Here is a 13,361-nt window from a genome sequence, read left to right as displayed (position 1 = left end):
GTCGTGCCGTCCACGTCGGTGGGGCAGCCGGGCGAGCAACCACGGCCGCCCCCGGGAAAACCACTCCCCGGCCTGGTCACCGCCCCTGCGACGACCGCCGAACCGACCCTCCCTGGACCGGGCCGAGAGCGGCGCGGCAGGATCAACCCCCGGACGTGACGTGTGCGAGGAGGAGATCGTGGCCCGGCGTGAGAAGGGCGGCTTCTGGGTGGGGTTGGCCGCCGTACTGTTCTACCCGCTCACCGCCATCGGGCGGCGGGTCTACGTCGGGGCCGAAAAGATTCCGCGGCAAGGGCCCGCGCTGCTCGTCATGAACCACATCTCGCACTTCGACCCCGCCGTCGACGCCGTCTTCGTGCACCGGCAGAAGCGTGTCCCGCGGTTCCTCTTCAAGGAGAGCCTGACGCGCGCGCCGATCCTCGGCCCGATCGTGTCCGGGTCCGGGCAGATCCCCGTCTCGCGGGGGTCGGCCGCCGCCGGGGACAGTCTCAAAGCCGCCCACCAAGCCCTCGAAGACGGCAAGATCGTCGTCATCTACCCCGAGGGCACCATCACCAAGGATCCCGCCGGCTGGCCGAAGGAGTCCTTCACCGGCGCCGCGCGGCTCGCGCTGCAGAACGACGTTCCCATCATCCCCATCGCGCGGTGGGGCACCAGCCAGATCTTCAACGGCTACACGAAGAAGTTCACCCCGTTCCCCCGCAAGACGATCACCCACTCCGTCGGCGACCCGATCGACCTGTCCGCCTACCGCGGCGGCAACACCCGCAGCGCCACCAAGCTGCGCGAGGTCACCAAGGTCATGATGGACGAGGTGACCCGGCTCCTCGCCGAAATCCGGAACGAGGAACCGCCGGTCACGAAGCCGGGGGATCCCGCCTGATGCGCGCCGACGTGCAGCGGGTCACCGTTCTCGGGGCCGGCTCGTGGGGCACCGCCTTCGCCAAGGTGCTCGGCGACGCCGGCCGGGACGTCACGATGTGGGCGCGCCGCGAACAGGTCGCCGAGGACATCCGGGAGCGGCACACCAACAGCGCCTACCTGCCCGGCGTGACCCTGCCCGCCACCATCACCGCCACCAGCGACGCCGCCGAAGCACTGGCCACCGCCGAAGCCGTCGTCCTGGCCGTGCCCAGCCAGAGCCTGCGCGCCAACCTGACCGCGTGGCGCGGGCTGCTGCCCGAGGACGCGATCCTCGTCAGCCTCGCCAAGGGCGTCGAGGTCGGCACGCTCAAGCGGATGAGCGAGGTGATCGGCGAGATCGTCGGGATCGACGCCGGTGACGTCGTCGTCGTCACCGGGCCGAACCTGTCCAAGGAGATCGCCGCCGGGCAGCCGGCGGCCTCCGTGCTGGCCTGCGCCGACCACGAACGCGCCGTCGCGATCCAGCGCGCCTGCGCCAACTCCTACTTCCGCCCCTACACCAACACCGACGTCGTCGGCTGCGAGCTCGGCGGGGCCTGCAAGAACGTCATCGCGCTCAGCACCGGCATGGCCGCGGGCCTCGGCCTGGGCACCAACACGATGGCGACGCTGATCACCCGCGGCCTGGCCGAGATGGCCCGGCTCGGCGCGAAACTGGGCGCCGACCCGCTCACCTTCGCCGGGCTCGCCGGCGTAGGCGACCTGGTCGCGACCTGCTCGTCGCCGCTTTCGCGCAACCGCACCTTCGGCGAACGCCTCGGCCGCGGGGAGACCCTGGAGCAGGCGCAGGCGGCCGCCGGCGGGCAGGTCGCCGAGGGGGTCATGTCGTGCTCGTCGATCCGGGCCCTCGCCCGCAGCGTCGGGGTCGACATGCCGATCACCGACGCCATGCACCGCGTCTGCCACGAAGGCGTCGACCCCCGCCAGGCCGGCGCCGAGCTGCTGGGGCGGTCGCAGAAGCACGAGTGGTCCTGACCTCCCGGCAGGTGAGACGGCTTGACCGGGCGGGACGCGGCTGGGACTCTGGTCGCATGTTCGCGCACGCCATGTCCGAGTCGAGGGGCCTCCTGGGCCTCCGCTCCGTCGTGCGCGCGTGTCGCTGTTGTCGGTGAACCCAGCCCCGGCCCAGCTCGACACCCTTTCTTCCGCGTGAGGACCCTCATGTTCGCCGTTCCGGACAACACCCTGCTGCGTCCCGAAAACCCCGCGCTGCGCCACCCCGTGCGCGTCGCCCTCGAGGTCGCCGCCGACCGCGACCGCTGGCGCCACCTGCTGCGCTACGACCCCGACGAGCGCTTCGCGACGCTGGTGTCGAAGGACGAGCAGCAGGAGGTCTGGCTGATGAGCTGGCTGCCCGGCCAGCGCACCGACCTGCACGACCACGCCTTCGCCAGCGGCGCGTTCACCGTGGTCGGCGGCCACCTGACGGAGGCCGTGGCGCGCCGCGCGCCGGACGGCCGCGCGGTCACCGAGCTGCACGCCCTGTCCGCGGGGCAGTCGCGGGTGTTCGGGCCCGGGTACGTGCACGAAGTCCGCAACGAGGGGCCGGACCCGGCGATCTCGATCCACGTCTACCGCGACGCGGGCCGCGCGATGCGCCCGTACCACCTCGACCCGGTCGAAGGGCCGATCCGGGACTGATCCTCAGTCCAGGTCGCCGCGGGCCCGGAACTCCCGCTCGATCCGGGGCCGGTCCGCGCCGGCCGCCAGCAGCGCGTGCAGCAGGATCCGCGCCTTCCGCGCGTCCAGCCACCCCGCCATCGTCGCGCCCATCGCGATCAGGCTCGACTCCGAGCCGTGGAAGCCGTACGTCGACCGCAGCGTCGGGCCCGCCCCGGTCCGCGACGCGACGACCACCGGCAGCGACGGCACCAGCCGCGCGATCACGTCGGCCGTGGCGGCCGAAACGTGCCCCGCACCCGTCGCGGCGACGACGACACCGCGCACCCCCGGCTGCGTGGCCACGGAAGAAAGCACTGCGCCCGAGTCGTCCAGACCGGCTTCCACCACCGGGACCAGGCCGCCGAAGTCGTCGCCGTCGAGCGACGGCAGCCGCGGCGGCGACGGGTGGAACCAGTGCACCGCGTGCTCGACGACCATGCCCAGCGGCCCCGCCGGCGCCGAGGAGAACGCCTCGAGGTGGCTCGAATGCGCCTTCCGCACCCAGCGCGCGGCGTGGACGTCGTCGTTGAGCGTGACCAGCACGCCGCGGCCGCGGCTGCGCGGATCGGCGGCGACGGTGAGCGCGTTGCGCAGGTTCGCCGGGCCGTCCGGGCTGAACAGGCCCGCGTTGCGCATGGCCCCGGTGATCACCACCGGGACGTCCGACGGCCAGTGCAGGTCCAGGAAGTAGGCCGTCTCTTCGAGGGTGTCGGTGCCCTGGACGACGACGAACCCGTCCGCGTCCTGGCGCAGGCCCCATTCGCGGCAGCGCAGCAGCGTCGCGAAGTCCAGCGCGGCGCTGCCGATCCCGGCGAGGGTCTCGGCCAGGACATCCATCGGCACGTCACCGAGCCCGCCGAGCAGTTCGGCCGCGCCGAACCGCGGGACGGCGCCGCCGTCGCCGCCGACCGGGGCCATCGAGATGGTGCCGCCCAGCGTGGCGACGGCGATCAGGGGACGTGCCATGCCCGCCACCCTATTCAGCCGGTCTCGACCGCCTGGAGCGTGTCCGTCACGGCGTCGCCGCACGCTCGGCCGCGCTCCTCAGCACGCAGAACTCGTTGCCCTCCGGGTCGGCGAGGACCGCCCAGCCCGTGCCGTCCGGGTTGCGCAGGTCGTTCACCAGCGTCGCGCCGAGGCCGAGGAGGCGCGAGACCTCCTCGTCGCGCGGGATGTCCGGCTGCAGGCACAGGTGCAGGCGGTTCTTCACCGTCTTCGGCTCCGGCACGCGCAGGAAGAGCAACGCCGTGTCGTCGTTCAGCTGGAAACCGACCTCGTCGTTGCCCGGCTGGTCCTCCTCCGGGATCGGCTTCCCGGTGACTTCGCTCCAGAACTGGCACAGCGTGTACGGGTCGGCGCAGTCGACGGAAACGTTCAGCACGGACGAAGGCATGGCACTCCTCGAAGTCGGGTGCCGCCGAGTCTGGCCCAGCCGCCCGGGGAGGGCGAACCGATTTAGGACGCCAGCGCCAGCCCCGCCGTCCGGTGCACGCGGCGGCTGTCGTCGACGATGAGGATCTCGCAGTCCGGGCGGTCGGCCGCCCAGGTGATGCCCTCCGCGCCCATCGCGAACGCCGCCGTGGCCAGCGCGTCCGCCGTCACCAGGTCACCGGCCACCACGGTCACGCTCATCAGGCCCGTCGCCGGTGTTCCCGAACGGCCGTCGAGGATGTGCGAGCCGCGCTCGTACGCCGCCGACGTCGCGATCGCGCCGTTGCGCGACTCCAGGACCGCGCACACCGCCAGGGGCTGCTCGGGGTGGCGCACCCCGACCCGCCACGGACGGCCCGGCTCCGGCTCGCCGGCCGTGACGACGTCGCCGCCGGCGTTGAGGCAGAACGTCGCCGCGCCCTCGGCCTTCAGCATGTCGGCCGCGCGCTGCACCGCCCAGCCCTTGACGACCGCGCACGGGTCGAGGCCGCGGCCGGGCAGCCGCGCGCGGAACGCGCCGCCGGAGAGCTGCTCGTAGTACGCGCAGAGCTCCAGCACTTCCAGGAGGTCGTCGCTCAGTTCGGCGGCCGTCAGCTCGCCGCGGTCGTACCGGCTGACCTCGCTGTCGTCCTTGAACGGGCTGAACCGGGCGTCGACGTCCCGGAACCACGCGAAGACGTCGTCGACGACCTCGGCGAAGTCGCCTTCGTCACGCAGGTCGAGGGAGATCGGCAGGCCCATCACCTGTTCGACGCGCGTGGTCATCTCTTGCCCCGCGCGTCGATCGCGGCCTGCAGCGACGTCTTGTACGACTCGCTCGTCTCGGTCGCGCCGGTCACCGTGTCGATGTTCGCGCTCTGCGCCTGCATCGCCGCTTCCTGCAGCTTCGGCAGCGCGGTGACGGCCCGCCCGTGGTCCGGGGCCTGCAGCAGCGTGATCGCGGTGAGGCGGCTGCCGGTGAACGTCACCTGGACCTGCACGATGCCGTACACACTGGACTCCGCCGTGCCCTGGGTGGTCACGGTCCCGCCCGCCGAGTCCGCAGTGGACGGTCCGGGGGCCTTGTTGTCCGAAGAGGACGGTGTGGACGGTGTCGTCGGCGCGCCCGAAGCCGGCGGTGCCGTGACGGCGGGCGGCGGCTGGGCGACGGCGGCGCTCTGCACCGGTCCCGGCTCGAACCGCCAGACCGCGATGAACCCGGCGATCGACAGCGCGACGACGAAGATGGTCTTCTTCACAACGTTCCCCTAGGCCGCGAGACTGAAGCGTTCGGCGTGGACCTGGGCGTTCGGCACGCGCAGCTCCCGAAGGCTGCGCAGGACGGCCGCGGTCATCCCCGGCGGGCCGCAGACGAACACGTCCCGCTCGTGCACGTCCGGCACCATCATGTGCAGGTTCGCCGGCCCGAGCAGCACACCGCGCGGGCCCACCGCCTGGTCCGGCCCGGTGAGCAGGCTGACGACGGCGCCGCGCGCCTTGGCCAGCTCGTTCAGTTCCGGCAGCAGCACCGCGTCGGCCTGGTTGCGCACGCGGTACAGCACCACGACGTGGCCGTCGATGTCCTCCAGCAGCGCGCGGATCGGCGTGATCCCGACACCGCCCGCGACGAGCAGCGCGTTGGGCCGCTGCTGGTGGATCGTCGTGAAGGCGCCGTACGGGCCTTCGGCGAACACACGCGTCCCGACGGGGAGGTTGCGCAGCCCCGCACTGGAATCGCCGAGCGCTTTCGCGGTCAGCCGCAGGGAACGGCCGTCCGGCGCGGCCGACAGGGAGAACGGATTAGCCTGCCACCAACGGTCTTTGGTCAGGAACCGCCACAGGAAGAACTGCCCCGCCTTGGCCGGCAGCTTGTCCAGGTTCTTGCCGGACATGTACACCGAAACGACGTCCGGGGATTCGGAAACCACCGCCGTGACACGCAATTGGTGGCGCAGGTTCCGCCACAGCGGCAGCACGACGCGCCCGGCGAGCACGGCGGCGCCGGCGCCGAGCCAGAGCGTCCACCAGTACGCCTTCGCCGGTTCCGAACCGGCGAAGGACTGTCCCAGCGCGATCTGGTGCGTGAAGGCGAGCAGCACCGCGGCGTAGGTGTAGAGGTGGATGAAGTGCCACGTCTCGTAGGCGAGCCGCTTGCGCGCGAACTTCGCCGAAACGGCGCCGACGACGAGGATCACGGCGAAGGCGACCAGTGCCCGCAGGATCCCTTCGAGCGTGTTGGCCATCTCGACCAGCTCGTCGACGACCCCCTTGTCCGAAACCTCCGCGTAGCCCATGGTGATGAACACCAGGTGCGCCAGCAGGGTCCAGAGGATCGTGAAGCCGGTCCACCGGTGCCAGGTGGTCAGCCGGTCCATCCCGAGCCGGCGGTCCAGCCAGGGCAGCCGGGCCACCAGCAGCAGCTGGAACGCCATCGCCAGGGCGCCGTACACGCCGGCGAGCCTGCCGATCGTGATCAGCACGTTCTGCGAGACCCCGGCCTGCGCGAACAGGACGGTGACGGCGGCCACATTGGCCCCGAGGAAGAGAAAGAGGCCGGATTTCGCGGCGATCCGGGGGCGGATCGCCGGGCGCGCGGCCTCGGCGGTCTGCGTCATGGTGCTCACACGGATCCCCCTTTGATTCGGTTCACCAGGCTAGCGTCGGCACCGACCCTGTGGGGAGGCTTTGCCCCGACTGTCGGAATCCTGTCGGCGCGCCGTTCGGGTACGCCGATCGGCGCGCGCCGGGAGATGATGCAGTGGTGCAGACCCCTGACCCCGTGCGCCTGCTCGTCGTCGACGACGAGCCGCACATCGCCGACCTCGTCGCCACCGTCGCCCGGTACGAGGGCTGGCAGGCGGTCACGGCCGGGACCGGCCAGGCCGCGCTGAGCCGGGCCGCGGAGTTCGGGCCGGACATCGTCGTGCTCGACCTGATGCTGCCCGACCTCGACGGCTTCACCGTGCTCGACCGCCTGCGGGAAGGCGGCAACGCGGTCCCCGTGGTCTTCCTCACGGCCAAGGACGCGACGGCGGACCGGATCGCCGGGCTCACCCGCGGGGGTGATGACTACCTGGTGAAACCGTTCTCGGTCGAGGAGCTGATGGCGCGGTTGCGGGCGGTGCTGCGGCGCAGCGCCGGCGTCGCGCACCAGCCCGAGGCGCGCGGCGCCGTGCTGCAGGTCGGCGACCTGACCCTGGACGAGGACACCCGCGAGGTCCGCCGCGGCGACGTCCTGGCCGAGCTGACGCCGACCGAGTACGAGCTGCTGCGCTACCTCATGCGCCGCTCGCCCGCGGTGCTGACCAAGGCGCAGATCCTCGACCACGTCTGGGAATACGACTTCGGCGGCCGGTCCAACGTGGTGGAACTGGTCATTTCGCACCTGCGGCGCAAGGTCGACGCGGGCGACGGCGAGCCGCTGATCCACACCGTGCGCGGCGTCGGGTACGTCGTGCGGCAGGCCCACCGGTGACGCGCGCGGTCCGCCGCTGGTACGGGGCCTGGCAGCGCACCCGCCTGGGCACCCGCATCACCCTCGGCCTCGGCGCGCTCGCGCTGGTGGTGTTCGCGGCCGTGGGCGTCACGACGGTCGGGATCATGCACGGCTACCTCGACCGGCGGCTCGACGAACAGCTGTCCAAGAGCCAGAACACGCAGCTGCCGTTGCTGCGCGAGACGCACGGCTCGCCGCAGTCGGTGTACTCGTGGTACTCGGCGCTGTACAAGATCCAGGGCGGGGTCGCCGTGCCCGAGCCGGGCGGCAAGCTGCCCGGCGACGCCAAGCAGCTGGCGAAGATCGCCGCCGAGGCGGCGGGCGGCGACGTCACCCGCACCGTCTACCTGCGCGACGACGGCCCGTACCGGGTGCGCGCGTGCCCGGTCGACACCGACTCGGTGCTGCTGTCCGCCGCGCCGCAGAAGGACCTCGACGGCACGGTCCAGCAGCTGATCTGGGTCGAGGTGGGTGCCTTCGCGCTCGCGCTGGCCGTGCTGGTGGTCGTGGGACGGCTGGTGCTGCGCCGCGGCCTGCGCCCGCTGGCCGACATGGCCGGCACCGCGCACGACATCGCCTCCCACGACCTCACCGCCGACCCGGACCTGCCGGTGCGCGCGGCGGGCACCGGCGGCGGCGCCGAGGTCGAGGAGCTGCGGACGGCGTTCAACGTGATGCTGGCCCACATCGACACGTCACTGGCCGCCAAGACCGAGGCCAACGAGCGGCTGCGCCGGTTCGTCGCGGACGCCTCGCACGAGCTGCGGACGCCGCTGACGTCGATCCGCGGGTACGCCGACCTCTTCCGCTACGCCGCGGCGAACGAGCCGGCCGAGCGCGAAGCCCACCTGGCGAAGATCCGCGAGGAGACCGCGCGGATGACCGTGCTCGTCGACGACCTCCTGCTGCTGGCCCGGCTCGACGCGCGGGCCGCCGAGACGCCGTTGCGGCCCGAGCGCGTCGACCTGGCCGAGCTGGCCGGGGACGCGGCGGACGCGTTCGCTGCCGGCCGGCCCGACCACCCGCTGACTTCGGAGCTTTCGGCGGTTTTCGTGGACGCCGATCCGGTGCGCCTGCGGCAGGTGCTGGACAACCTGCTGGCCAACGCGGCCGTGCACACCCCGCCCGGGACGTCGGTGCACGTGTCGGTGACGGCGTCGGGTGGTTTCGCCGTGGTGCGGGTGACCGACACCGGGCCCGGCATCGCCGAGGGGGTCCAGGAGCGGATCTTCGACCGGTTCTTCCGCGTCGACGACTCCCGCACGCGCGGCAACGGCGGCACCGGGCTCGGGCTGTCGGTGGTCCAGTCCTTGGTCACCGCGCACGGCGGCACCGTGTCGGTGTCCTCGGTGCCGGGCCGGACGACGTTCAGCGTGCGGTTGCCGCTCGCGCGGTGACGTGCTCCGGTGCGGTCCAGCCGGGGGAGAGGTCTTCGGACGGCTCGGGTGCGCCGTAGACGGTCCGCACCGGCAGGACGCCGGCCCAGGCGGTGCCGGCCTCGACGTCCTCCGGCTCGTCGTCCGGGCCTTCGGCGCGCATCTTCACCGACGCCTCGGCGAGGTCCAGCGCGAGCACGGACACCGCGGCGAACTCCTTCGCGTTGACCTCGCGCGCGTGCTCCCACGAGCCGGGCGCGAGGTGGTCGGTGAGCACCTTGAGGCCGTGCATCTTCGCCTCGGCGTCGAGGACCGGTTTCGCCTGGCCGAGGATGACGGCGCTGCGGTAGTTCATCGAGTGGTTGTTGACCGAGCGCGAGTAGACGATGCCGTCGAGGAGCGTCACGGTCACGCAGACGTCGAGGCCGTGCGCGGCGGTGCGGAGGCTGGCCGCGCCGGTCGAGCCGTGCAGGTAGAGCGTGTCGCCGTCGCGGCCGTAGCCGGTCGGGAGGACGAGCGGCACGCCGTCGCGGACGATCCCGAGGTGGCAGATCAGGCCTTCGTCCAGGATCGCGTGCAGCGCGGAGCGATCGGTGACGGCGCGGTGCTTCTTGCGGCCGAGCGTGGTGCGGGGCGTGGTCGACAACATGCGACCAGCGTCTCCCGGCATAGTGGCCTCGGAAAACGGCCACTTCTCGTACACTTGGGAAGTCCACTCTCGTCGGGGAGGTCCCGTGTCCGACACCGCGCTCCCGGTCAGCCTCGACCGCTCGGCGGTGACCCCGCTGGCCGTGCAACTGGCGGACGCACTGCGCGAGGCGGCGGCGAGCGGCCACCTCCGCGGCGGCGACCGGCTGCCTTCGACCCGGGCGCTGGCCGGCCGCCTCGGCGTCAGCCGCACGGTGACGTCGGCGGCGTACGAGCAGCTGCACGCCGAAGGCTGGATCGCGGGACGGCACGGCTCCGGCACGTACGTGACGACACCGCCTTCGTTCTCGGCTTCGGAGGTCCCGGCGCCCGCTGTGCCCGCTCCCGAGGCCTCGCCGCCTGCGTTGCTCGACCTCGGGCCGGGAACCCCGTGGGCGGCGGGCCTGGACCGAGCGGCCTGGCGCCGCGCCTGGCGGGCGGCGGCGGACCCCGAGCCGTTGGTGCGCGCCCACCGCGCGGGCCTGCCGGAGTACCGCGCGGCGGTGTCGGAGCACCTGCTGCGCCACCGCGGCCTGGCGGCGGGATCGGTCCTGGCCACGGGCGGCACGACGGCGGCGGTGGTGGAGCTGGCGGCGGCGGTGCTGGAGCGCGGGGACGTCGTCGCCGTCGAAGAGCCGGGGTACCAGCGGGCGGTGCAGGCGTTCCTCCGCGCGGGGATGCGGGTGGTGGGCGTGCCGGTGGATCTCGAGGGGCTGCGGCCCTCGGCCATTCCGGCGGGCGCGCGGGCGGTGTACTGCTCGCCGGCCCACCAGTACCCGATGGGCAGCAGGCTGAGCGCGGCCCGGCGGGTCTCGCTGGTGGAGCGCGCGCGGTCCGACGGAATGCTGGTCATCGAGGACGACTACGACGGCGAGCTGCGGTTCGACGTGGCGCCGCTGCCGATGCTGGCGTCGTTGGCCCCGGACGTCGTGGCGCATCTGGGGACGACGTCGAAGATCCTGACGCCCACTTTGGGGGCGGGCTGGATGGTGGCACCGGAGGCGATCACCTCGGCGGTGCTGGCGTACCGGGATTCGACGGGAACGCGGCCTTCACCGGCCGGGCAGCGGGTGTTGTACGAGTTCGCGCGGAACGGGGATTTGGGCCGCCACCTGCGGAAACTGCGGCGGGAGATGGCGGAGCGGCGGACATTGCTGGCGGGCGCTTTGTCGGCGGCGGGGGTACCGGTGCGGGGCGACGACGCGGGAGCCCACCTGGTGGTGCCGTTTTCATCGGCTTCGGTGGAAGCATCGGTGATCGCGGCGGCCGAGCGGCGGGGGATCCGGTTGGACGGGCTGGCGCGGCATTTCGCCGGTTCGCCTTCGGCTCATGGGGTGGCGATCGGGTACGCCGGGTGTTCGCGGGAGGCCTTGGTGGCGGCGTTGCCGACGTTGGTGAGTTTGTTGCGCTGAGGCTTGTCCACAGTGCGGCGAAACCCGGCCGAGCGGACCAGCCCAGTCGACTCGGCCGGACAGACCCGACTCCGCCAACCCCGGAACCCACCAACCCCTCGACTCACCAGACGTACCAACCCCGTCACCGGTTGCGTTCACCGCTCACCGCGCCCCACCCAGCGCACCGGGCTCGGCTGTTCCGCGAGGTCACCGGGTACGGTGGCTCACCATGAGCGAGAAGATCCGGGTGGCCGTCGTGTTCGGTGGGCGCAGCAGCGAGCACACCATCTCGTGCCTGTCCGCCGGCAGCGTTCTCGGGCACCTCGACCCTGAACGCTTCGAGGCCGTCCCCGTCGGGATCACGCGCGAAGGCCGGTGGGTGCTCGGCTCCGGTGACTCCGCCCAGCTCGCCATCCGGGGGCGGGAACTGCCCTCCGTCGAGGGCGGCACGGGCCTCGTCCTCGCCGGGGATCCGTCCAGCCAGGGCCTCGTTGCCGTGGAAGCCGGGCGGGAAAGCGAACTGCTGTCCCGGGTCGATGTCGTCTTCCCCGTCCTGCACGGGGCCTTCGGCGAAGACGGCACCATCCAAGGCCTCCTCGAACTCGCGGGCATCCCCTACGTCGGGCCCGGCGTTCTCGCCAGCGCCGCCGCCATGGACAAGGAAACCGCCAAGAAACTGCTTGCCGCCGAAGGGCTTCCGGTCGGGACCTACTCCGCCCTCAAGCGGGGGCAGTCCACTTTGGACGAGCAGGAGAAGGAACGCCTCGGCCTCCCCGTCTTCGTCAAGCCCTCCCGGGCCGGGAGCTCCGTCGGCATCTCGCGCGTCGCCGATTGGGCCGAGCTGGACGCCGCCATCGCGCTCGCCCGGGCCACCGATCCGAAGGTCCTCGTCGAGGCCGCCGTCGTCGGGCGGGAGGTCGAATGCGGGGTCCTCGAATTCCCCGACGGCCGCGTCGAAGCCTCGCTGCCCGCCGAGATCCGGGTCCTCTCCGAGGACGAAAACGCCTGGTACGACTTCGAAACCAAGTACCTCGGCGACGACGCCGAACTCGACATCCCCGCCAAGCTCGACGACGCCCTCACCGAGAAGCTCCGCGCGATGGCCGTCGAAGCCTTCCGGGCCCTCGACTGCCAGGGCCTCGCCCGCGTCGACTTCTTCGTCACCGAAGACCACGAGCTGATCATCAACGAGGTCAACACCATGCCGGGCTTCACGACGAAGTCCGCCTACCCGAAGATGTGGGAGGTCACCGGCATGGACTACGCCACGCTGCTGGCCACCCTCGTCGAGACGGCGATCGCCCGCGGAACCGGCCTGCGTTAAGAGAACCGCAGCGGCTGCGGCGCCAGCTTCGCGGCCACCGTGTCCGAAACGGCCTGCAGCGGCCCGGTCCCGGCGCTGTCCGGCACCGTCAGCGCCGCGTAGACCTCCCGGTCCACCACGTACCACGTCGACGCGCCCTCGCCCGGCACCTGCAGCCACTGCACCTTGTTCACCAGCCGCAGCTGCGCCGTCGGCGTCAGCTCCGGGGGACGGTCGAGGCCGCAGCGCAACACCACGGGATCACCGGAACCCCAGGCCACCGTGGCGGGCGGCGCCGGGTCCGCCAGCGCGCGCACCTTCAGCGCCGTCCCGTTCGACGTCAGCTCGGAGGGCACCGCACCCAGCAGCGCCGTGCAGCCCGGCGAGCCCGCGGCCGGCGCCGGCACGGCGACCAGCGGCAGCGGTCCAGCGGTGTCGGAGGGGGCGGGCCGGGTCAGCGCGAACACGGCGACGGCGACCGCCAAGGCCACGGCGAGCGCCGCCGCCGTGACGAGCACCACTCGCGGCGGTGCACCGGTGTCGGAGTCAGGCACCCGACCACTACACCATTGCTCAGAGGTGCACGACCGGGCAGGTCAGCGTCCGCGTGATGCCTTCCACGTTCTGCACCTTCGCGACCACGAGCTGGCCCAGCTGGTCGACGTTGTCGGCGGCCGCGCGGACGATCACGTCGTACGGTCCGGTGACATCCTCCGAGCTGGTCACACCCGGGATGCTGGAGATCTCGGCAGCCACCGCGGCCGCCTTGCCGACCTCGGTCTGGATGAGGATGTATGCGTGGACCACGGCGCGCCCTTTCGTCGGGATCGAAAGCTCAAGGTAGGAACGTCTTCAGCAACGTATCGCCAGCTCACGGAAAAACATAGGGCATCCGACTATCGGTGATCGATCTTTGTCCCGGTAGAGAAAGCAGAGGTGACCGGTGTCACCGAACGACGGAACGGTCGCCGAGACCGGCGAGTTCGCGCTCATCCGAGCCGTCACCGAAGGACGGCGCCAGCCGCCGGGCACGCTGCTCGGCCCGGGCGACGACGCCGCCGTCGTCGCGGCCCCGGACGGCCGCGTGGTCGCCAGTACCGACGTGCTCG

The 13,361-nt window shown here is 72.2% G+C and carries 15 protein-coding genes and 1 pseudogene; 8 read left to right on the top strand and 8 right to left on the bottom strand.

Going from position 1 to position 13,361, the window contains the following annotated elements; translation table 11 throughout:
* Window positions 1-178 precede the first annotated feature (178 nt).
* From CCN39_RS42780 to CCN39_RS42770, 3 genes are all read left to right on the top strand, one after another.
* Window positions 179-883, top strand: a complete 705-nt coding sequence (locus CCN39_RS42780; protein ID WP_167455350.1) for a lysophospholipid acyltransferase family protein — start codon at window positions 179-181, stop codon at window positions 881-883.
* On the top strand, window positions 883-1,899 hold the full coding sequence (locus CCN39_RS42775) for an NAD(P)H-dependent glycerol-3-phosphate dehydrogenase (protein ID WP_086852291.1): 1,017 nt from the start codon (window positions 883-885) through the stop codon (window positions 1,897-1,899). Before CCN39_RS42780 ends, CCN39_RS42775 begins: the two co-directional genes overlap by 1 nt.
* A gap of 186 nt (window positions 1,900-2,085) precedes the next feature.
* Window positions 2,086-2,565 (top strand): cysteine dioxygenase, encoded by a 480-nt coding sequence (locus tag CCN39_RS42770; RefSeq protein ID WP_086852289.1) that lies wholly within the window; start codon window positions 2,086-2,088, stop codon window positions 2,563-2,565.
* A gap of 3 nt (window positions 2,566-2,568) precedes the next feature.
* Here the strand turns inward: CCN39_RS42770 and CCN39_RS42765 are convergent, their stop codons facing one another.
* The 5 genes from CCN39_RS42765 to CCN39_RS42745 all read right to left on the bottom strand — a co-directional run bounded on the left by CCN39_RS42765 (window position 2,569) and on the right by CCN39_RS42745 (window position 6,611).
* The gene (locus CCN39_RS42765; protein ID WP_086852287.1) at window positions 2,569-3,552 is read right to left on the bottom strand and encodes an asparaginase; all 984 of its coding nucleotides are present in this window, start codon (window positions 3,550-3,552) and stop codon (window positions 2,569-2,571) included.
* Between the two features lie 46 nt (window positions 3,553-3,598).
* Window positions 3,599-3,979: a VOC family protein gene (locus CCN39_RS42760; protein ID WP_086852284.1), complete on the bottom strand. Its 381-nt coding sequence runs from the start codon at window positions 3,977-3,979 to the stop codon at window positions 3,599-3,601.
* A 62-nt stretch (window positions 3,980-4,041) separates the two neighbouring features.
* Window positions 4,042-4,782, bottom strand: a complete 741-nt coding sequence (locus CCN39_RS42755; RefSeq protein WP_086852283.1) for an FAD:protein FMN transferase — start codon at window positions 4,780-4,782, stop codon at window positions 4,042-4,044.
* A complete protein-coding gene (locus tag CCN39_RS42750; protein ID WP_086852281.1) occupies window positions 4,779-5,255 on the bottom strand; it encodes an FMN-binding protein in 477 nt (158 codons plus the stop codon). The genes CCN39_RS42755 and CCN39_RS42750 overlap by 4 nt, the downstream gene beginning before the upstream one ends.
* A gap of 9 nt (window positions 5,256-5,264) precedes the next feature.
* Window positions 5,265-6,611: a ferredoxin reductase family protein gene (locus CCN39_RS42745; RefSeq protein WP_086852296.1), complete on the bottom strand. Its 1,347-nt coding sequence runs from the start codon at window positions 6,609-6,611 to the stop codon at window positions 5,265-5,267.
* A 146-nt stretch (window positions 6,612-6,757) separates the two neighbouring features.
* Here CCN39_RS42745 and CCN39_RS42740 point away from each other — a divergent pair, with 146 nt between their 5' ends.
* Complete coding sequence (locus CCN39_RS42740; RefSeq protein WP_086852294.1) at window positions 6,758-7,471, top strand: response regulator transcription factor; 714 nt, start codon at window positions 6,758-6,760, stop codon at window positions 7,469-7,471.
* A complete protein-coding gene (locus CCN39_RS42735; RefSeq protein ID WP_086852279.1) occupies window positions 7,468-8,889 on the top strand; it encodes a sensor histidine kinase in 1,422 nt (473 codons plus the stop codon). The genes CCN39_RS42740 and CCN39_RS42735 overlap by 4 nt, the downstream gene beginning before the upstream one ends.
* Here the strand turns inward: CCN39_RS42735 and CCN39_RS42730 are convergent.
* A complete protein-coding gene (locus tag CCN39_RS42730; protein ID WP_086852277.1) occupies window positions 8,861-9,517 on the bottom strand; it encodes a pyridoxamine 5'-phosphate oxidase family protein in 657 nt (218 codons plus the stop codon). The two genes, CCN39_RS42735 and CCN39_RS42730, sit on opposite strands and share 29 nt — an antisense overlap.
* A gap of 85 nt (window positions 9,518-9,602) precedes the next feature.
* On the opposite strand from CCN39_RS42730, the gene pdxR reads away from it, so the two are divergent.
* Window positions 9,603-10,967, top strand: a complete 1,365-nt coding sequence (gene pdxR, locus CCN39_RS42725) for a MocR-like pyridoxine biosynthesis transcription factor PdxR (protein ID WP_086852274.1) — start codon at window positions 9,603-9,605, stop codon at window positions 10,965-10,967.
* A 211-nt stretch (window positions 10,968-11,178) separates the two neighbouring features.
* On the top strand, window positions 11,179-12,273 hold the full coding sequence (locus CCN39_RS42720) for a D-alanine--D-alanine ligase family protein (RefSeq protein ID WP_086852272.1): 1,095 nt from the start codon (window positions 11,179-11,181) through the stop codon (window positions 12,271-12,273).
* Here CCN39_RS42720 and CCN39_RS42715 read toward each other — a convergent pair.
* Both CCN39_RS42715 and CCN39_RS42710 read right to left on the bottom strand, forming a co-directional pair.
* Window positions 12,270-12,806, bottom strand: coding sequence for a DUF3515 domain-containing protein (locus CCN39_RS42715; RefSeq protein ID WP_208630632.1), 537 nt, complete (start codon window positions 12,804-12,806; stop codon window positions 12,270-12,272). The two genes, CCN39_RS42720 and CCN39_RS42715, sit on opposite strands and share 4 nt — an antisense overlap.
* Window positions 12,807-12,825: 19 nt before the next feature.
* A complete protein-coding gene (locus CCN39_RS42710; RefSeq protein WP_003091994.1) occupies window positions 12,826-13,059 on the bottom strand; it encodes an Lrp/AsnC family transcriptional regulator in 234 nt (77 codons plus the stop codon).
* 136 nt (window positions 13,060-13,195) lie between these two features.
* Here CCN39_RS42710 and CCN39_RS52300 point away from each other — a divergent pair.
* Window positions 13,196-13,361: pseudogene (locus tag CCN39_RS52300) on the top strand (thiamine-phosphate kinase); the annotation flags it as partial.

This window comes from Amycolatopsis kentuckyensis, from assembly GCF_002155975.1.
In the GTDB taxonomy this organism is placed as follows: domain Bacteria; phylum Actinomycetota; class Actinomycetes; order Mycobacteriales; family Pseudonocardiaceae; genus Amycolatopsis; species Amycolatopsis kentuckyensis.
This window is presented reverse-complemented; position numbering and strand designations above follow the sequence as displayed.